Here is a 17,656-nt window from a genome sequence, read left to right as displayed (position 1 = left end):
CCACCGGCCGACCGCGGTGTTCCGCCATGGTCACGCCTGCGCCAGCTTGGCCGCGTGGGCTGCGTGGAACGGGGCGGGATCGAAGTAATAGGGCTTGATCTCGCAGCACTTGCCATCGCGGAAGCGGAACACCTCGCAAAGCTCGGCCGGGGCCAGCCCCGGGTCGGCGAAGCGGAACGAAAGGATCGTCACGGCATAGTCGCCCCCGGCGGTGGTCTGCACCCGGTCGAGCGCGGCCACATCGACCATGGCCATGACCTTGACGTAGAGATCGCGCAGCGCGTGCTTGCCGCGATAGATGCCGGCCATCGGCAGTCCCTCGGCCTCGGTGACGATGAAGTCGTCGGTCAGCATCTCGGCCGCCTTGTCGAAATCGCCCACCCCGGTGGCGGCATAGAGATCATCGACGAACTGGATCATGGCTTCTGGCGTCATCGTCATGGCGGCACCTTTCCCGTGTTTCCGGCATCCTTCCGCGATTCGCCCCGCGGCCGAACCTAGCGATATGGCTAGCGCGGCGGCACTGCCACAGCGGCTATGCTCCGACCTCAGGCAAACCGCGGGAGAGACCGGAGCGATGACACGGCTGGCAGGAAAGATCGCGCTGGTGACCGGCGGCGCCTCGGGCCTCGGCGAGGCGATCGTCCGGCGCTACGTGGCCGAGGGAGCCGCGGTGATCATCGCCGACATCGACGAGGCCGGGGGCATGGCGCTTGCCGGAGAACTCGGCACCGCGGCCCGTTTCATCCCGCTCGACGTGTCGGACGAGGCCAGCTGGCTGGCGGCCCTCGCCACCTGCGACCGGCTCGACGTGCTGGTCAACAATGCCGGGATCACCACGCTCGGCTCGATCGAGGAGGTCACGCTGGCGCAGCTGCGGCATGAATTCGACATCGACGTGGTCGGGGTCTTCCTTGGCTGCAAGCACGTCATTCCGCTGATGCGCGAGCACGGCGGCTCGATCATCAACATGTCGTCGATGACCGGGGTCCGCGCCCAGGGCAACCTGGTGGCCTACAACGCCGCCAAGGCGGCGGTGACCCACATCACCAAGTCCTGCGCGCTGCACTTTGCCGGACAGGGCTATCCGATCCGCTGCAACTCGGTCCATCCGGGCGCGATCCATACCCCGATCATCGACAAGGTGCTCGCCCAGTCCGACGATCCCGAAGCGCTCTACCGCTCGTTCGTCGCCAGCCATCCGATCGGTCGGCTCGGCAAGCCCGAAGAGATCGCAGCGATCTGCGTCTACCTGGCCAGCGACGAGTCCGCCTTTGCCACCGGCGCCGAATTCCGCATCGACGGCGGATCGACCCTGTGATGCGCGGCCGCCGCGGGACCGGAAGAGGCCTCGCACCTGTCACAGGTTCGCCGCGACCGCGGTCAGGCTAGGCTGCCGCCAAAGCACGAACGGGAGAGACTGCATGCCCTTCACCGGCCCCGCCGAAGACCGCCTCGCCATCCGCGAACTGCTCGAGACCTACGCCGATGCGGTCACCCGCTGCGATGCCGAGGCCTGGGGAAGCACCTGGGCCGAGGACGGAGTCTGGTCGATGCCCGACTATCCCGAGTTTCCCACCCAGCATGGCCGCGCGGCGATCGTCGCGCTGTGGGTCGAGGCGATGAAGCACTACCCCGGGATCATGTTCGAGGCCTGGCCCGGCTCGATCGAGATCGACGGGGACCGGGCGCAGGTGCGCAGCTACACCTCCGAGGTCTACGACCAGGGCGAGACCACCAAGCGCGACCGCGGGGTTTACGAGGACGTCTGCGTGAAGCGTGACGGCCGCTGGCTGTTCCAGTCACGCACCTTCCGCAACATCCATCGCCAGCAGGCCCCCAAGGGCTGCTGAAGGGTGACACGCAACCGCCTGTGGCGGCTCGATCGTCACCCCGAGGGCCAGGACTTCGCCGCGGCGCTCAGTCTGCACGAGGCCGAGCTGGCGCCGCTTGCCCCCGGCGAGGTGCGGGTCCGCGCGCGCTGGCTGTCGATGGATGCCGGCACGCGGATGTGGATGGGGCCGCGCACCGACGGCTACCAGCCGCCGCTCCCGTTGGGTCAGCCGATGGCCGGGCTGGTGCTGGGCACCGTGGAGGAAAGCCGCGATCCGCGCTTTCCGGCCGGCGCGCTGGTGCGCGGGTTCGGGCAATGGGCCGAATGGTCGACCGTCCAGCCCGATCTGGCCGCGCTGGAACCCGTCGACGGGGACCTCGCCGATCTGCGCCAGCACTTCGGCGCGCTGGGGCTCAACGCCTGGACCGCGCTGGCCGGGTTGCAGGAGGTGGCGCGGATCCAGCCTGGCGAATGGCTGGTCGTCTCGGCCGCGGCCGGCGCTACCGGGAGCCTGGCTTGCCAGATCGGCCGCAACCTCGGGGCCCGCGTGATCGGCATCGCCGGGGGACCCGACAAGTGCCGCTATCTGCTGGACGAGCTGGGGATCGAGCAGGCGATCGACTACCGCGGCGAGGACGTTGCCGCCCGGCTCGCGGCCATTCCCGGCGGGGTCCATGCCTATTTCGACAATGTCGGCGGGCCGCTGCTCGATGCCGTCCTGCCCAACATGGCCCATTACGGCCGGGTGGCGGTGTGCGGCATGGTCGCGGCCTATGATCGCGACGAACCGCTGCCCGGCCCGGCGCGGTTCGACCAGGTGCTGATGCGCCGGCTGCGCATCGAGGGCTTCTTCGTGCCCGATTTCCTGCATCGCGGGGACGAGTTCCTGCCACGTCTGCAGGGCTGGCTCGGAGCGGGCCGGCTGGCGCTGCGCTTCGATGAATGGAGCGGGATCGAGCGCGTGCTCGACGCCTATGCGCACATGCTGCGCGGCGGCAACATCGGCAAGGTGATCGTGCGGGTGACCGACTGATGCCGATCATCCGCCACCGCGCCCCGGTGCAGTGCCTCGTCGCCGTGCGCGGCCACCCCTTCGACCGGACGGCCTTCGACGCGATGTTCCAGGCGATGGAGGGGATCGCCGCGACCATGGTCGATCAGCCGGCCGCCGCGCTGCTGATGAACCCCGAGGCGATGCGCGGGTTCGACGCGCTGGTGCTCTACGACATGCCCGGCCTCGATTTCGAGGCCCCGCAGCACGCGCCGCAGTACCGCGACCCCTCACCCGCACTGCAGGCTGGCTTCCGCGCCCTGCTGGAAGCGGGCAAGGGCGTGGTCGCACTGCACCATGCCCTGGCCGGCTGGCCGACCTGGGCCGAGTACCATGATTGGCTGGGCGGACAGTTCTTCTATCGCCCGGGCCGCTTCGCCGGCACCGACTGGCCGGACAGCGGCTATCGTCACGAGGTGACGCATGACATCGCGGTCGCCCCGGGCCACCCGGTCACCGCTGGCCTGCCCGCCAGCTTTACCCTGACCGACGAGCTCTACCTCTGCCCCATGCTGCCCGAAGGCGCGGTGCCGCTGCTGCACTCGTCGGCGCGCTTTGCTGATGACGCCTTCTGGTCGGCCGAGCTTGCGGTCAAGGGCGAGATGTTCAGCAACACCGGCTGGCACCACCCGCCCGGCGCCGGCGTGATCGGCTGGGCCAAGCAGGCGCTGGCGAGCCGGCTGGTCTACCTCCAACCCGGTGACGGGCCTTCGGCCTACGACAGCCCGGACTACCGCCGGCTGGTCGAGAACGCGATCCGCTGGGTGGCGGAGGCCCGGCCCGACACCTGACGCGCGCTAGCGGCTGGATTTGGTGGGAAGCGGGCGTTAGCGGGAAGGGCCGACAGACGCGTCAGCACCGCAAGCGGCCATCCCCCAACCCCGCTCAGGCTGAGCCTGTCGAAGCCCACGCACGGCGGACGAGCTAGGGATTGGCAGCGCTTCCGCCGGAAGGCGCGGTCGCAGGAACATGGGGCCGATGCCGGCGTTTGGCCCCTTCGGCGAAGCTCAGGGCAGGCTTCGACAGGCTCAGGCTGAGCGAGGTTGGGTGCGGAAGGCGCCTGGGATTCAGGGCAGTAATCGGGCGGTTTCTGCCATTTCTCCCCATCGTCGTCCCGGGCTTGACCCGGGACAGGGCTGTTCTTCCCCAGCCGTTGCCAAGCAAGCCCTGCCCCGGCTCAAGGCCGGGGCGACGATGGAGGAGGGGTAATGCTCGGGTCGGGTGGGTAGCGGACATTCTTCGATGCTCCCCGTTTTCGCCCGGAGGGCGCAAAGGGGGAGGTGTCGGCCGCCGCAGGCGGCTGACGGAGGGGCCAGGTTGCTGTCCCCCTCCACCCCGCTGCCTGCGGCAGCGCGGTCCCCCTCCCCGGTTGTGCTGCGCAAAATCGGGAAGGCCCTGGATGTCCGCTGCAGGCGCCAACGGTCGTTCGAAAGCGGCCGCCAGCTTGGGTCACCGCCCTCAGTGCGCCATCATCCCGCCATCGACCACGAACTCGGCGCCGGTGACATAGCGCGCCTCGTCCGAGGCGAGGAACAGGTTCATGTTGGCGATGTCGCTGGGATCGCCCATGTAGCCCATCGGGATCAGCGCTACGGTGGCGTCGTAGTTGGCTGCATTGTCCTCGGCGGCGACGCCCTGCATGTTGGTCAGGATCATCCCGGGATGGACCGAGTTGCAGCGGATCTGATCCTTGGCGCATTCCATCGCAACCACCTTGGAGAACAGCCGCACCCCCCCCTTGGCCGCGGCATAGGCGCCGCACCCCGGCACCCCGGCCAGCCCGGCAACCGACGAGATGTTGATGATCGAACCGGTGCTCTGCCGCCCGGCCGCGATGGCCCGGCGCATGGCGATGACGGCGCGGCGGCTGCCGTAGAAGACACTGTCGAGATTGACCCGGTTCTGCAGCTGCCAGTCCTCGGCGGTGAGGTCCTCGATCATCCGCAGCACGGCGATGCCGGCATTGTTGACCAGCACGTCGAGCTTGCCGTGGGCAGTCTCGATCGCCGCCATCACGCGGTCCCAGTCGGCCTCGCTGGTCACGTCATGGGCATGGGCGGTGGCCTGGCCCCCGGCCGCGCGGATCCCGGCGGCGACCCGTTCGGCCCCCGCCCCGTCGCGGTCGGTGACGATCACCGTCGCCCCCTCCTCGGCGAAGCGGACCGCGGTGGCGCTGCCCAGTCCGGGTACCGAGGCTCCGCCGGTCACCAGTGCGATCTTTCCCTGCAAACGCGCCATGCTGTCTCCTCCGCCTGTGTCCTCAAAGAAAAAGGGGGGCGCGTCCGGGTTTCCGGCCGCGCCCCCGGCAAGGGTGGTGTCTATCGACGGGCGATCAGAACTTCACGCCCAGCGTGCCGCCGAAGGTGCGCGGCTCGAGCGCCATGGCGAACGACCACAGCCCGGCCACGGTGAAGGCGTGGGTGGTGGTGCGCACGTCGGCAAGATTGCGCCCGAACACGCGGACGTAGGCATCGGCGGTCGAGAGCTTGAAGTTGAAGGTCATGCTCGCGTCGACCAGGTTCTGGGTGACCGTGCGGACCCGCGTGTCGTTGCCGTTGACCCGCACCTGGGTGACCGCGCCGCTGCTGTTGCGGATGTCGGTGGTCGACTGGACCGACAGCTGCTGGTCATAGGGGCTGATGTGGCGCCAGCCGACGTTGGTCACAACCTTGCCGAAGCTGGTCGGCAGGGTGTGCTCGATGTTGAGCGAGCTGGTGAAGCTGGGCGCGTAGATCAGCCGGTTGCCGCTGAAGTCGGTCGGCACCAGTCCGGCACCGCAGCTGTTGGCGGCCAGGGTGCCGGTACCGCCATAGACGCCGCAGGTCACGAAGTTGCGGAAGTTCGAGTCCATGATCGAGGCCGAACCGGTGATCCGCAGCCCTTCCGCGGCACGCAGCGAGAAGTCGCCCTCGAGGCCCTTGATCAGGGCGCCGCCGGCGACATTGCCGGTGATCGTCTGGTTGCCGGTGGGACCGCCGGGCACGGTCAGGTTCTGCTGCATGTCTTTGTAGTCGGACACGAAGCCGGCCAGGTTGAGCTCGAGCCGGCGATCGAACGCCGCCAGCTTGGCGCCGACCTCGAAGGCATCGACGGTCTCGGGCTGGAACGGGGTGCTGGCCGTGGCCGCCGTCGCCGCGCGCGGGCTGAAACCGCCTGAACGATAGCCGCGCGACCAGCTCGCGTAGAGCATCACGTCGCTGTTCGGCCGATAGTCGACCCCGATCTTCGGCGTGAAGCGGTTGAAGTTGGCATTGCCCGAACCCACCGCGGCGAACTGGCTGCGGGTGTTGTTGCCGGGAGCGACCAACACGTTGGGCGCAAAGCCGTTCCACAGCTGCTTGTTGTCGTGGCTCCAGCGGCCGCCGAACGAGACGCGCCACTTGTCGGCCACGGCCCAGTTGAAGTCGCCGAACACCGCGTAGCTCTCGGTCTTGCCTTCCACGCGCTGGGCGTTGCGGTCAAACAGGGTGGGCGGGGTGTTGGGCGAGAAGCCGAACACGCGCGACCACTGCGTCAGGTCGTAGTTGGACTTGAAGAAGAACCCGCCAACCACGTAGTCGAGCCCGGTGAACAGCTGGCCCGCGGCGCGGAGCTCCTGGCTCCACTGTTCATAGTTCTGGCGGCGGTCGACGTAGTAGAGATCGGCGGACGAACCGTCAAAGTCCTGGGTCTGCGCCTCCTTGCTCTTGCGCCAGCCAGTGATCGAGGTCAGCTTCACCTCGCCGGCCTGATAGTTCATCGTCAGGGTGGCTTCAGGTGCCCGGTAGGTGCTCTCGGCGTCGGCGTTGAACACGGTGTAGACGTCGGTCGTGTTGTTGCGATTGCATTCATTGGTCGGGATAAAGCCGCAGAACACTTCGCCCGTCCGGGTGATGTTGGCCACCACCGGCTCGAAGCTCTGGACCACGTTGGCGACGGTCAGCTGGAGGTCGAAGTCCGAACCGGCCGGCATGAACAGCAGCGAGGCGCCGTAGTTGTCGGCCTTGCTCCAGCCGGCGGCACGGTTGCGGATCACGTTGTTGTAGAAGCCGTCGGTCTGGTTGTGGAAGTACCAGGCCTTGACGCCCCAGGTGCTGCCATCCCCATAGTTGAGGATGCCCTTGGCCGACCACGTGTTCCAGCGGCCATAGCTCACCTCGCCCTTGAAGCCGGGCTCCATCGTCGGCTTCGAGCGCTGGATGTTGATCACGCCGCCGATCGTGTTGGCACCGAACAGGGTGCCCTGCGGGCCGCGCAGCACTTCCAGCTGGGCCACGTCGAAGGCATCCTGCAGCTGGCCGGTGTTGGTGCCGATCACCACGCCGTCGACCAGCACGCCCACGGTCGGGGTCTGCGACTTCTCGATGTCGGCATAGGTCAGGCCGCGGATCGAGATGTTGGCGGCCTGCGCGCCCGAATTCTGTTGGGTGATGAGCAGGCCCGGGGCGGCGCCCTGCAGGTCGCCGATGTTCACCGCGGCCTTGGCCTCGAGCATCGCCGTGTTGACCGCGGTGATCGCGACCGGAGTGGTCGAGAGCGTCTCGTCGCGGCGGCGAGCCGTGACGATGATCTCGCCGGCTTCGGTTGCGTCGGCCGAAGCCTGCGCCTCCTGGGCCAGGGCCGGGGCGGTGATCCCGGCGAATGCGGACGTAGCAAGCGCGGCAACAACCACGCTCCGGATAAACGAGCTGCTCATGGTAAACCCTCTCCCTGGACGGCCTTGTCCCGTCGGCGACTTGCGTCGATCATGGCTATGCAATGAATTGCCCGGGCAGCTTAACTGCCAATTGTCACAGGTGCGCGATGCGCGCCGGTTGGCGAGTGTCGCGGACCGGACTTGGAGAGAGGACCCGCAACCGATGAACCGCCGCTTCCTGCTGGCGCGCCGCCCCCATGGCGTGCCCGTGCCCGCGGACTTCGCCCTGGTCGAGGCACCGGTCCCCACCCCGCCGCCGGGCGGACTGGTCGTGCGCAACCACTATTGCTCGCTTGATCCAGCCCAGCGCGGCTGGATGGACGATGCCCCCAGCTATATGCCGCCGATCGCGCTGGGCGATCCCGTGCGGGCCACCACCGTCGGCGTGGTCCACGCCTCGGACAATCCCGAGTTCCGGCCCGGAGACTGGGTGATGGGGCTCAATGGCATCGAGGACTACTCGGTGTGCGCGCCGGGCGGCTTCACGATGAAGGTCGACGTCACGCAGGTCGCCTCGCCCTCGCTGTTCCTTTCGGCCATGGGCGCGGTCGGGCTGACCGGCTACTTCGGGCTGCTTGAGGTCGCCAAGCCCCAGCCCGGCGAGGTGCTGCTCGTTTCGGGCGCGGCCGGCGCGGTCGGCTCGGCTGTCGGCCAGATCGGCAAGATCGTCGGCTGCCGCACGATCGGCATCGCCGGCGGCCCGGACAAGTGCCGACGGCTGCTGACCGACTACGGCTTCGATGTGGCGATCGACTACAAGGGCAAGTCGGTGACCGAGCTGGCCGCCGAAATCCGCGCTGCCGCCCCCGGCGGCGTGAACATCGTGTTCGAGAATGTCGGCGGCACCGTGATGGATGCCGAGATGCTCAATCTCGCCAAGCATGCCCGGATCGTGCTGTGCGGCCTGATCAGCGAGTACAACCTCGCCGAGAAGTATGGCCTGCGCAACCTGTGGCCGATTCTCACCCAGCAGGCCACGCTCTACGGCTATCTGATCATGGATTATGCCCCGCGCTTCGCCGAGGCCGGGGCGGTCATGGCGCAATGGATGGCAGAGGGGCGTCTGCGCATCGACGAGGACGTGCAGGAAGGGCTGGAGAACGCCTACGAGGCGTTCATGCGCCTGTTCACCGGGGCCAATACCGGCAAGCTCGTGCTCAAGATCGCGTGATGGACGCGGCGCGCGCAGGGCGGCTGCAGGGGCGCTCGGCGCTGGTCACCGGGGCGGGATCGGGGATCGGCCGCGCCACCGCCGCGCGCCTCGCCGCCGAGGGCGCGCGGGTCTACACGGTTGACCTGCAGGGCCCGGTCGACCGCCAGGCCGACGTGACTGCGCCAGGCATCAATGCCGCACTGGTGTCCGAGGTGGTGGCACGCCACGGCGGGCTCGACATCCTCGTGCCCTGCGCCGGGATCTCGGCCTTCCATCCGCTCGAGGACCACGACGACGGCTATTTCGAGCAGGTCATGGCGGTCAACGTCACCGCCGTGTTCCGGTTGATCCGTGATGCGGTGCCGGCGCTGCGCCAGTCAGCCCATGGCCGGATCGTGACCATCGGCTCGACCATGGCGCGGTTCGGCGATGCCGGGCTGGTCGCCTATGCCGCCTCGAAGCACGCCGTGCTGGGGCTGACCCGCGCGGCGGCTTGCGAGCTGGGTCCGCACGGCATCACCGTCAACTGCCTGCAGCCCGGCGCGATCGAGACCCCGATGACCGCCCCCGCCTTCACCGCCATGCCCGAGTTCAAGGCCTATTTCGAGAGGAAGGCCGCGCTGGGCCGGCTTGGTCAGCCCGAGGACGTGGCCGACGTGATCGCTTTCCTCTGTTCGGACGACGCCCGTTTCATGACCGGTCAGGGCTTTTTCGTCGATGGCGGAGCGATGACCCGGCAATGACCCACCCGAGGAGAAACACGCCATGACAGTCAACCGCCGGGTCGTTCTCGCCAGCCGCCCCCGGGGCGTGCCCGTGCCCGAGAACTTTCGCCTCGAGAGCGGACCTATGCCGGAGATCGCCGAGGGCGAGATCCTCGTGCGCATGCGGGCCATCTCGATGGAGCCGGCGATCCGGGGCTGGCTTGACGACAACGACAAGAATTACTTCGACCCCATCCCGCTGGGCGGCACCATGCGGGCCCTTTCGGTGGGTGAGGTCGTGGCGAGCCGCCTATCCGGCTTTGCCCCGGGCGACATGGTGCGCGGCCTGTTCGGCTGGGAGGACTACACCGTCGCCACCGCCGAAACCGTGCTGCTGCAGACGATCGAGGTCGCCCCCGACATGCCGATCACCTACTATGTCGGCGTGCTGGGCGGATCGGGCCAGACCGCCATCGTCGGGCTCGACCGCATCGGCCGGGCCAGGCCCGGCGAGACCGTGGCGATCAGCGCGGCGGTCGGCGCAGTCGGGCACGTCGCGGTGCAGTATGCGCGCCGTCTCGGCTGCCGGGTGGTGGGGATCGTCGGCGGCCCGGAGAAGGCCCGGGTGGCGGCCTCGTTCGGCTGCGACGCGGTGGTCGACTACAAGTCATCGCCCGACCTCGAGGCCGCGATCCGCGCCGCCGCGCCCGAGGGCGTCGATGTCTATTTCGATGGTGTCGGCGGGGCCATGCTCGATGCCATGCTCAACAGCATGAAGACCTTCGGGCGGATCATCTGCTGCGGGATGATCGCCGGCTATAACGACGCCGAAAACCCGCCGCCGCTGACCAATGCCTGGCAGATCGTCGCACGCGAACTCGAGCTCAAGGGCTTCCTGCTCTACAGCTATGCCGAGCACGTTCCGGCCGCGCTGGACACCCTGCGGGCAGGGCTGCGCGATGGCTGGCTGCGCACGATCGAGCACAAGCGGGTCGGCCTGGCCGAGGCGGGGCCGCTGTTCTGCGAGCTGATGGGCGGCAAGACCCTGGGCAAGGCCGTGCTCGAGCTGGAGGGCCCCGCTGCAGCCTGACGCCAGCGGGCGTCCCGGCGCCCGGGCCCGCCGCATCAGAGCGGCGGAATCTCGTCGTTGGGGTGGATTTCCATGATCTCGAAGACGTTGCCGAAGAAGTCGCGGCAATAGGTCGCGGCATAGCCGGTCTTGGTCCCGTCGGGGTGGGTCACGATGCCCTCGAGCAGCGGCGGGGCATGGACCCTGAGCCCGGCCGCCAGAATCCGCTCGTAGCAGTCCGCGACATCATCGACCTGTACGGCGAAATGGGTGTAGCCGTAGTGATGGACCGGGCGGTCGGGATCCTGCGGCGGGGCGGCCGGGGCCTGATAGGCGAAGATCTCGAAATGCACGTTGCCCAGCCGCACCAGCAGCATGTCGGCGGCGCTGCCCGACAGGCCGAGGATCCGGTCGATCGCGCGGTTGTCACGCCAGGCCATCGGCGGCGCCACCTCGACCGCGCCGAGGATGTCGACGTAGAACCGGCGGGCGATGGCCAGATCGGGCACCGAGATGGCGATGTGGTGCACACCGCGGATCCCGAGCGGCCCGACCATGGTCAGAACTGCACGCGCTTGGTGAAGCCGCCGTCGACCACGATGTTGGCCCCTGTCAGGGTCCGGCACGCAGGCGAGGCGACGAAGGCGATCGTCCGGGCCAGGTCCTCGCCCGGGGTCATGATCCCCATCGGCAGCTGGGCAACGATCGAATCGTAGAAGGCGGTCATGTGTTCCTTGATCTTCGGCCAGGGCCCGTCCTCGGTCCACACCGGCCCGGGGGTGATGCAGTTGCAGCGGATGCCCAGCGGGGCCAGCGTCTGCGCCTGGGCCGCCGAATAGGCGATCACCGCGGCCTTCAGCGCATTGTAGGGCTGGACCCCCATGAATTCCTCGACGGCCCCGGTCGAGCTCATGCAGATGATCGAACCGGCCCTGGACTCCTTGAGGAACGGCATGGCGGCGGCGATCCCGCGGCGCATCGGCAGGATGTCCGTGTCAAGCACCTGCTGCCAGGCCTCGTCGGTATCCTGACCGGGGTTGACCGAGGTGAAGCTGATGAAAATGTCGCAGCCGCCCAGCGCCGCGGCGGCGCGTTCGACGAAGGCGGGAACGGCGGCCGGATCGGTCACATCGGCCACCTCGGCGAGGCTGGTGACCGGGCGGGCCGCCAGCTCGGCGGCGATCGAATCGACCTTGCCCTGGCTGCGCCCGCAGACCGCGACGTGGCAGCCCTCGTCGGCCAGAACGTGCGCCACCGCGCGGCCGATGCCGCCGTTCGCACCGACCAGAATGGCCTTCAGACCGCCAAGACCCAGATCCATCGCACTCGCTCCTCGCCCTATGGTTTGTCGCGGGGGTTCTCGCCCCTCGCCAGCAGCGCGGCCACTCGCCTTTTGGTCAGGACCGCAGCCGGAGGCCAAGCTGCTAGCCATGCCCCCAGAACCACACGCGGGAGAGCATGACATGGGCCGGTTGCAAGGCAAGACCGCATTGATCCTCGGCGCCTCAAGTGCGGGCAACATGGGCCAGCACATCGCTCGCCGGCTCCTGGCCGAAGGGGCGCAGGTGATGGTGTCGGGGCGCAAGGCCGACGTGCTGGAGGCCTTTGCCGCCGAGGCCGGCTGCCTGTGGGAGCCCTGCGATCTCACCGACGAGGCCAGCGTCGAGGCGCTGGTCGGCACGGCACACGACCGGCTCGGCGGGATCGACCTGGCCGTCAACGCCACGGGCTGGGGCTTGCTCAAGCCGTTCCTCGAGACGACCCATGACGAACTTGTGGCGATGACCGCGTTGCAGTTCATCGGGCCGATCCATTTCTGCCAGGCGCTGGTCCGCCGGATGGCGCGCAGCCGTGGCGGGCGCGGCGGGTCGATCATCCAGATCAGCTCGGCCACCGCGACGATCATGTTCCACGACCACGCCGCCTACATGGGCACGAAGGCTGGCACCGATCATGTGATCCGCTGCGTGGCGAACGAGTTCGGCGCCGAGGGCATCCGCGCCAACTCGATCTCGCCGGGGGTCACCGAAACCCCGATGACCGCCGAGGCCCAGACCGTGCCGGGGCTGATGGAGGCCTTCCTGCCCGGCTATCCGCTGGGCCGCTACGGCACCAGCGACGATGTCGCCGCCGCCGTGGTCTTCCTCGCCTCGGACGAATGCTTCATGACCGGCGAGAACCTGCAGGTGAACGGCGGCCTGACCCTGCGCCGCAACCCGCGGCCCGACGAGATTGCGGCCTCGGTGGCCCGGGCGACGGGGGGCTGACATGGGCGGCCGTCGGCGGGGGCCGGGGGCGGGATGAGGCGGAAGGGGGCCTCCCCCGGCGAACCCAAGGCCGCTCAGCCCGAGCGGGGTTTGGGAGAATGACCTGAAGCGAGAGAAAAACGGACTGTGCGATCACGCCTGGTTGCTGCCCTGAATCGCACGCTCCTTCCGCACCCAACCCCGCTCAGCCTGAGCCCGTCGAAGGCCACACGCCGGCATCGGCCCCATGTTCCTGCGACCGCGCCTTCCGGCGGAAGCGCTGCCAATACCTAGCTCGTCCGCCGCGCGTGGGCTTCGACAGGCTCAGCCTGAGCGGGGTTGGGGGATAGCCGATTGCTGTGCTGACGCATCTGTCGGCCCATCCCACCAACGTCCGCTCCCCACCGCCAACCTGCGCCCTAGCCCGTCACCTTCGCCCTGATCTCGGCACGCAGCAGGTCCTTGCGGACCTTGCCCGAGGCGGTGCGGGGAAAATCGTCGACCAGCTCGAAGCGTTCGGGGATCTTCTGCCGGGCGAGCCCGCTTGCGGCGACGTGGGCGGTGAGGTCGGCAGCGCTGGGGGCCGGATCACGCGGGATGACGAAGGCGCAGACTCCCTCGCCCAGCCGCTCGTGCGGCATGGCCACGACCGCCGCCTCCTGCACCGCGGGATGACCGTGGAGCACGTCCTCGATCTCCTTGGCCGAGATGTTCTCGCCGCCGCGGATGATCAGGTCCTTCTTGCGGCCGGTGATCGTCAGCGCGCCCTCGGGGCTGCGCACGCCAAGGTCGCCGGTGCGGAAGAAGCCGTCAGGGGTGATCGCTTCGCGGGTCTGCGCCGCATCGGCATAGCCCAGCATCATGCCCGGCCCCCGGGCCAGGATCTCGCCCTCCTGGCCATCGGGCAGGTCGCGATCCGCGGCGTCGACGATGCGCACCGTGTAATCGACGACCGCGCCATCGGTGGTGGCGGCCAGCGCCTCGTCCCGCGGCCAGCCGTAGGTCACCAGCGGGACCTCCGACGCTCCGAAAACGCGGAAGGCGCGGCAGTCGGCGAAGGCGGCATTGGCCGCAGGGATCAGGTCGGCCGGCACCGCCGCACCGCCACAGGCGAAGAAGCGGAAGCCGGGCAGACGCTCGCCCGCCGCGCGTGCGGCCTGGGCCAGCTCGACCAGGAAGGGGGTGGCGGCCACGGTCCCGACCAGCCGGTGGCGCGCGATCAGGGCGAGCGCCGCGGCCGCGTCCCAGCTTTCCATCAGCACGGTACGGGTACCGCAGACCAGCGGCGCCTCCAGTCCATTGGCATAGCCGGAGACGTGGGTGACCGGCGAGGGCATCAGCGTCGCCTCACCCGGCGCCAGCCCCCAGTGCGCCGCACTGGTCCGCAGGATCCGGGCCAGCGTGACGTGGCTGTGCAGCACGCCCTTCGGCCGCCCGGTGGTGCCCGAGGTGTAGAGCACCAACTTGACCCCGCGCGGATCGACCCGCGGCCGGGCGAAGCCCAGCCCGGCGCCCTCGGCGACCAGGGCGGCATAGTCGTCGTCCCCGCTGCCGCGGACCGTGAAGACGTGGGCCAGGCCGGGCAGGCGGTCGCGCAGCCGCCGCGCCATGGCGAGATAGTCGAAGCTGCGGAAGCTGGCCGGGACGAACAGCGCGCGGGCGCCGCAATCGGCCAGCATCTGGGCCACCTCGTGATCGCGGTAGATCGGCACGATCGGGTTGATCACCAGCCCGGACAGCGCCGCCGCCAGGTTGATCACCGCGGCCTCGCGCCAGTTGGGCACCTGGAAGGCGATCACCTCGCCCGGACGCAGCCCGCGGCGGTGCAGCGCCGCGGCCAGCGCGGTCGCCTCGGCCAGCAGGCCGGCGCGGGTCAGCGTGCCCGTGCCGTCGACCACGGCGACGAAATCGGGCTCGGCCGCGGCCAGGCTCTCGGCCATGTCGCCGATCGTGCGCTCGTCCCACAGGTTGCGGCCGACATAGGCCCGATGATGCGGCGGCGGGATCGGCAGCCAGGCCCAGGGGGATGTCGCATCGTGATCCATGCCGCCTGACTGCCCTCCCCTCCCCGCGCGGCCAACTGGCCAAAAGACAAGGCGCCGCGCCTCCCCGACCTGTCACCTCTCGCAGGTTGCCCCGCCGGGCTTAGCTTGCTCTAGATGGCGGACAAGACCTTGTTGGGAGAGCACCGTGGACCACGTCCGCCGCGTCGGCGATGTTGCCGAGATCATGCTCGGCTATGTCGAGAACAAGACCACCTTCCTGACCGACAAGACCATGACGGTCCCGGCCCGCAGCTATACCGATGCGGACCAGTGGCGCGCCGAGATGGAGCTGGTGTTCAAGCGCGTGCCGCTGATGCTGGCCTTCACCGCCGAACTGCCCAACCCCGGCGACTACAAGGCGATGGAGGCGGTCGGCCTGCCCGTGCTGATCAACCGCGACAAGGCCGGCAAGGTGCGCGCCTTCCTCAACGTCTGCTCGCACCGCGGTGCCCCCGTGGCGAACGAAGGGCACGGCAACTGTCCGCGCTTCACCTGCAAGTATCACGGCTGGACCTATGGCCAGGACGGCAAGCTGGTCGGCGTGGCCGAGGCCTCGACCTTCGGCACGATCAACAAGGCCGAGCGCGGCCTGCGCGAGCTGCCCTGCGAGGAGCGCGCGGGGATGATCTTCGTCTGCCTGACCCCCAACGCCCCGATCGAACTCGATGGCTACTTCCGAGGCTTCCTGACCGATTTCGAGGCGCTCGACTTCGACCAGTGGGCCTATCTCGGCTCGCGCACGATCGAGGGCGCCAACTGGAAGATCGCCTTCGACGGCTATCTCGAAGGCTACCACTTCGCCTCGCTCCACCCCGAAACCATCGCCCCGCGGACCCCGTCGAACTGCACGCATTACGAAGGCTTTGGCCCGAACATGCGGATCGGCTTCCCGCAGCGGCGCATCGCCGAGGCGCTCCGCCCGCTCCCCCGCGAGACCTGGGGCACCCAGGAGAACAACGGCTTCGACTTCGTGCGGATCTTCTTTCCCAACGTCTCGGTGTTCATCGCGCCCGAGATCACCCAGGTCGCCCAGCTTTTCCCCGGACCGACGCCCGACAAGAACCGCACCGTGCTCAACTACCTGCGCCGCGAGCCGATCCGCGACGAGGAGGACCGCGCGGCGGTGGAAGGGATGATCAACTTTTTCCGCGACGTGACCTATACCGAGGACTACCTGATCGGGCTGGAGATCCAGCGCGGGCTCGAATCCGGCGCCCATGACGATCTGGTGTTCGGCCGCAACGAACGCGGCAACCAGTTCTTCCACGAATGGCTCAACTGGTATCTCGAGGACGATCCGGCCCGGCCCGAACCGACGATGTGAGCGGTTCGATGGGGACGAACCCGATCGCCCTCGCCTCGGGCGTGCTGCCCGAGTTCGGACCGCTCGACCTCGTTCGCGCCGCCAGCGGCGCCGGGTTCGACGCGGTCGGCCTGTGGGTCGAGCCGGCGCAGTGGACCGCCACGACCACCCGCGAGGTGCGGGCCGCGCTGGTCGATGCGCACCTGCCGGTCATCGATGTCGAAGTGGCCTGGCTCCAGCCCGGCAGCGATCCCGACCTGCACCGGCGGATCATCGATATCGGTGCCGAGGTCGGCGCCGCGAACCTGCTGTGCGTCTCATCCGTGGCGGACCCCGGCGCCACCGCGGCCTGGCTAGCCGACCTGTGCCGTCATGCCGAGGGCAGCGGCCTGCGGATCGCGCTGGAGTTCGGGGTGTTCACCCAGGTCAGGGACCTGACCGCCGCGCTGCAGGTGCTGGCCGCGGTCGATCATCCGCTGCGGGCCCTGCTGCTCGATCCGATCCACGTCGACCGCTCGGGCAGCTCGCTCGACGCGATCGCCGCGCTCGATCCGGCCCTGGTGCCTTACGCCCAGTTCTGCGATGCCCCGGCGGCCCGGCCGGACCCGGATGATTTCGACGCGGTGATCTGCGATGCGATCGACCTGCGCGAACAGTGTGGCGCCGGCGCGCTCCCGCTCGAGCGGTTCTACCGCGCGCTGCCACCGGGTCTGCCGCTGTCCCTCGAGCTGCGCTCGAAGGCCCTGCGCGACGGCTACCCCGATCCGGTCGAGCGGGCCCGGGCGGTGGCCGATGCGACGCGGGCGTGGCTGGCGCGCCACGCCTGAGGCGCCTGCCGGCCCGGGCCGCCCGCCCTTACCAGGGGTGGGGCTCGCCGTTCCATTTGTAGAAATCGCCCGACCGCTCCAGCGGCCAGCCGGCGGCGAGGGCCAGCACGCCGCGCGCGCTCTCTTCCGGGGTGATCTCTGCGCCGGGGCCGCCCATGTCGGTCTGGACATAGCCGGGATGGACGATCCCGATGATGATCCCGCGCTCGCGCAGATCGGCCGCGACCGAGCGCATCAGCCGGCCCAGCGCCGCCTTTGAGGCGGCATAGGCGTGGTAGCCGCCATAGGGCCAGGTCGAGGCCGCGACCTGGCTGGAGAAGTTGATGACCCTCGCTCCGGCGCCCAGCCGCGGAAGGAAGGCGTTGAGCACGCGCAGCGGACCCTTGACGTGGACCGCGAAGGTCTCGTCGAACACGGCCCAGTCGACCGTGTCGAACTCCGCCGGAACCGTGCCGAGCACCCCGGCAACATTGTAGATCAGGTCGATCGGCCCGCTGCCCGTCGCCGCCGCAGCGGCGCGGACCGAGGCCTCGTCGGTCACGTCCATGGCCTGGACGCTGACCCGGCCATCCGACTGCGCGGCCAGCTCGGCCAGGGCGCCAGCCGCGCCGGGATCGCGCGCCATGGCATGGACCCGATCGCCCTGCGCGGCGTGCTGGCGCACCAGCTCGAGCCCGATGCCGCGCCCTGCCCCCGTGACCACTACCTCTGCCATCGCTGTCTCTCCCCTAGCATGTCTGCGGCCGCCG

Annotated in this window: 17 protein-coding genes; 10 read left to right on the top strand and 7 right to left on the bottom strand. The window is 69.2% G+C overall.

The window, feature by feature from the left end; genetic code table 11:
• Window positions 1–30: 30 nt before the first annotated feature.
• A complete protein-coding gene (locus tag H7F53_RS07610; RefSeq protein WP_343061977.1) occupies window positions 31–441 on the bottom strand; it encodes a nuclear transport factor 2 family protein in 411 nt (136 codons plus the stop codon).
• A gap of 136 nt (window positions 442–577) precedes the next feature.
• On the opposite strand from H7F53_RS07610, the gene H7F53_RS07605 reads away from it, so the two are divergent.
• The 4 genes from H7F53_RS07605 to H7F53_RS07590 all read left to right on the top strand — a co-directional run bounded on the left by H7F53_RS07605 (window position 578) and on the right by H7F53_RS07590 (window position 3,676).
• Window positions 578–1,321: a glucose 1-dehydrogenase gene (locus H7F53_RS07605; RefSeq protein WP_185678900.1), complete on the top strand. Its 744-nt coding sequence runs from the start codon at window positions 578–580 to the stop codon at window positions 1,319–1,321.
• Between the two features lie 103 nt (window positions 1,322–1,424).
• Window positions 1,425–1,853: a nuclear transport factor 2 family protein gene (locus H7F53_RS07600; protein ID WP_185678899.1), complete on the top strand. Its 429-nt coding sequence runs from the start codon at window positions 1,425–1,427 to the stop codon at window positions 1,851–1,853.
• Between the two features lie 3 nt (window positions 1,854–1,856).
• Window positions 1,857–2,867, top strand: coding sequence for a zinc-binding dehydrogenase (locus H7F53_RS07595; RefSeq protein WP_185678898.1), 1,011 nt, complete (start codon window positions 1,857–1,859; stop codon window positions 2,865–2,867).
• Entirely contained in the window at window positions 2,867–3,676 is an 810-nt protein-coding gene (locus H7F53_RS07590; RefSeq protein ID WP_185678897.1) for a ThuA domain-containing protein, read from the top strand. Before H7F53_RS07595 ends, H7F53_RS07590 begins: the two co-directional genes overlap by 1 nt.
• 667 nt (window positions 3,677–4,343) lie before the next feature.
• Here H7F53_RS07590 and H7F53_RS07585 read toward each other — a convergent pair.
• The gene (locus tag H7F53_RS07585; protein ID WP_185678896.1) at window positions 4,344–5,123 is read right to left on the bottom strand and encodes an SDR family NAD(P)-dependent oxidoreductase; all 780 of its coding nucleotides are present in this window, start codon (window positions 5,121–5,123) and stop codon (window positions 4,344–4,346) included.
• A gap of 94 nt (window positions 5,124–5,217) precedes the next feature.
• Window positions 5,218–7,560 carry a TonB-dependent receptor gene (locus H7F53_RS07580; RefSeq protein WP_185678895.1) on the bottom strand — a complete coding sequence of 781 codons (2,343 nt, stop codon included), beginning with the start codon at window positions 7,558–7,560 and terminating at the stop codon, window positions 5,218–5,220.
• Window positions 7,561–7,723: 163 nt separating this feature from the next.
• Between H7F53_RS07580 and H7F53_RS07575 the strand changes: the two genes are divergently transcribed.
• From H7F53_RS07575 to H7F53_RS07565, 3 genes are read left to right on the top strand one after another with little or no spacing between them, the layout of a single operon-like run.
• A complete protein-coding gene (locus tag H7F53_RS07575) occupies window positions 7,724–8,731 on the top strand; it encodes an NADP-dependent oxidoreductase (RefSeq protein ID WP_185678894.1) in 1,008 nt (335 codons plus the stop codon).
• Window positions 8,731–9,456 carry an SDR family NAD(P)-dependent oxidoreductase gene (locus tag H7F53_RS07570; protein WP_185678893.1) on the top strand — a complete coding sequence of 242 codons (726 nt, stop codon included), beginning with the start codon at window positions 8,731–8,733 and terminating at the stop codon, window positions 9,454–9,456. Before H7F53_RS07575 ends, H7F53_RS07570 begins: the two co-directional genes overlap by 1 nt.
• A 22-nt stretch (window positions 9,457–9,478) precedes the next feature.
• Complete coding sequence (locus H7F53_RS07565; RefSeq protein WP_185678892.1) at window positions 9,479–10,507, top strand: NADP-dependent oxidoreductase; 1,029 nt, start codon at window positions 9,479–9,481, stop codon at window positions 10,505–10,507.
• Window positions 10,508–10,542: 35 nt separating this feature from the next.
• Here the strand turns inward: H7F53_RS07565 and H7F53_RS07560 are convergent, their stop codons facing one another.
• Together H7F53_RS07560 and H7F53_RS07555 are read right to left on the bottom strand one after the other, a co-directional pair.
• Entirely contained in the window at window positions 10,543–11,043 is a 501-nt protein-coding gene (locus tag H7F53_RS07560) for a VOC family protein (RefSeq protein WP_185678891.1), read from the bottom strand.
• Between the two features lie 2 nt (window positions 11,044–11,045).
• Window positions 11,046–11,807: an SDR family NAD(P)-dependent oxidoreductase gene (locus tag H7F53_RS07555; protein ID WP_185678890.1), complete on the bottom strand. Its 762-nt coding sequence runs from the start codon at window positions 11,805–11,807 to the stop codon at window positions 11,046–11,048.
• 142 nt (window positions 11,808–11,949) lie between these two features.
• Here H7F53_RS07555 and H7F53_RS07550 point away from each other — a divergent pair, with 142 nt between their 5' ends.
• Complete coding sequence (locus H7F53_RS07550; RefSeq protein ID WP_185678889.1) at window positions 11,950–12,753, top strand: SDR family NAD(P)-dependent oxidoreductase; 804 nt, start codon at window positions 11,950–11,952, stop codon at window positions 12,751–12,753.
• A gap of 398 nt (window positions 12,754–13,151) precedes the next feature.
• Here the strand turns inward: H7F53_RS07550 and H7F53_RS07545 are convergent, their stop codons facing one another.
• Complete coding sequence (locus tag H7F53_RS07545) at window positions 13,152–14,777, bottom strand: AMP-binding protein (protein ID WP_185678888.1); 1,626 nt, start codon at window positions 14,775–14,777, stop codon at window positions 13,152–13,154.
• A 145-nt stretch (window positions 14,778–14,922) separates the two neighbouring features.
• On the opposite strand from H7F53_RS07545, the gene H7F53_RS07540 reads away from it, so the two are divergent.
• Window positions 14,923–16,101 (top strand): aromatic ring-hydroxylating oxygenase subunit alpha, encoded by a 1,179-nt coding sequence (locus H7F53_RS07540; protein WP_343061976.1) that lies wholly within the window; start codon window positions 14,923–14,925, stop codon window positions 16,099–16,101.
• 8 nt (window positions 16,102–16,109) lie between these two features.
• Complete coding sequence (locus H7F53_RS07535; protein ID WP_185678886.1) at window positions 16,110–16,907, top strand: sugar phosphate isomerase/epimerase family protein; 798 nt, start codon at window positions 16,110–16,112, stop codon at window positions 16,905–16,907.
• A 28-nt stretch (window positions 16,908–16,935) separates the two neighbouring features.
• On the opposite strand, the gene H7F53_RS07530 is transcribed toward H7F53_RS07535, so the two are convergent.
• Window positions 16,936–17,622: an SDR family oxidoreductase gene (locus H7F53_RS07530; protein WP_185678885.1), complete on the bottom strand. Its 687-nt coding sequence runs from the start codon at window positions 17,620–17,622 to the stop codon at window positions 16,936–16,938.
• Between the last annotated feature and the right edge of the window lie 34 nt (window positions 17,623–17,656).

The organism is Novosphingobium piscinae (assembly GCF_014230355.1).
Lineage (GTDB): Bacteria > Pseudomonadota > Alphaproteobacteria > Sphingomonadales > Sphingomonadaceae > Novosphingobium > Novosphingobium piscinae.
The sequence above is the reverse complement of the archived record's forward strand: the minus strand, read 5'-3'. Positions and strand labels throughout refer to the sequence as shown.

What these genes read in the sequence shown, in the direction of transcription:
- H7F53_RS07605 (WP_185678900.1), top strand. Translation starts at nt 578, where the DNA reads ATGACACGGCTGGCAGGAAAGATCGCGCTGGTGACCGGCGGCGCCTCG.
- H7F53_RS07545 (WP_185678888.1), bottom strand. Translation starts at nt 14,777, where the DNA reads ATGGATCACGATGCGACATCCCCCTGGGCCTGGCTGCCGATCCCGCCG.
- H7F53_RS07610 (WP_343061977.1), bottom strand. Translation starts at nt 441, where the DNA reads ATGACGATGACGCCAGAAGCCATGATCCAGTTCGTCGATGATCTCTAT.
- H7F53_RS07555 (WP_185678890.1), bottom strand. Translation starts at nt 11,807, where the DNA reads ATGGATCTGGGTCTTGGCGGTCTGAAGGCCATTCTGGTCGGTGCGAAC.
- H7F53_RS07580 (WP_185678895.1), bottom strand. Translation starts at nt 7,560, where the DNA reads ATGAGCAGCTCGTTTATCCGGAGCGTGGTTGTTGCCGCGCTTGCTACG.
- H7F53_RS07570 (WP_185678893.1), top strand. Translation starts at nt 8,731, where the DNA reads ATGGACGCGGCGCGCGCAGGGCGGCTGCAGGGGCGCTCGGCGCTGGTC.
- H7F53_RS07575 (WP_185678894.1), top strand. Translation starts at nt 7,724, where the DNA reads ATGAACCGCCGCTTCCTGCTGGCGCGCCGCCCCCATGGCGTGCCCGTG.
- H7F53_RS07535 (WP_185678886.1), top strand. Translation starts at nt 16,110, where the DNA reads ATGGGGACGAACCCGATCGCCCTCGCCTCGGGCGTGCTGCCCGAGTTC.
- H7F53_RS07590 (WP_185678897.1), top strand. Translation starts at nt 2,867, where the DNA reads ATGCCGATCATCCGCCACCGCGCCCCGGTGCAGTGCCTCGTCGCCGTG.
- H7F53_RS07565 (WP_185678892.1), top strand. Translation starts at nt 9,479, where the DNA reads ATGACAGTCAACCGCCGGGTCGTTCTCGCCAGCCGCCCCCGGGGCGTG.
- H7F53_RS07530 (WP_185678885.1), bottom strand. Translation starts at nt 17,622, where the DNA reads ATGGCAGAGGTAGTGGTCACGGGGGCAGGGCGCGGCATCGGGCTCGAG.
- H7F53_RS07560 (WP_185678891.1), bottom strand. Translation starts at nt 11,043, where the DNA reads ATGGTCGGGCCGCTCGGGATCCGCGGTGTGCACCACATCGCCATCTCG.
- H7F53_RS07600 (WP_185678899.1), top strand. Translation starts at nt 1,425, where the DNA reads ATGCCCTTCACCGGCCCCGCCGAAGACCGCCTCGCCATCCGCGAACTG.
- H7F53_RS07550 (WP_185678889.1), top strand. Translation starts at nt 11,950, where the DNA reads ATGGGCCGGTTGCAAGGCAAGACCGCATTGATCCTCGGCGCCTCAAGT.
- H7F53_RS07585 (WP_185678896.1), bottom strand. Translation starts at nt 5,123, where the DNA reads ATGGCGCGTTTGCAGGGAAAGATCGCACTGGTGACCGGCGGAGCCTCG.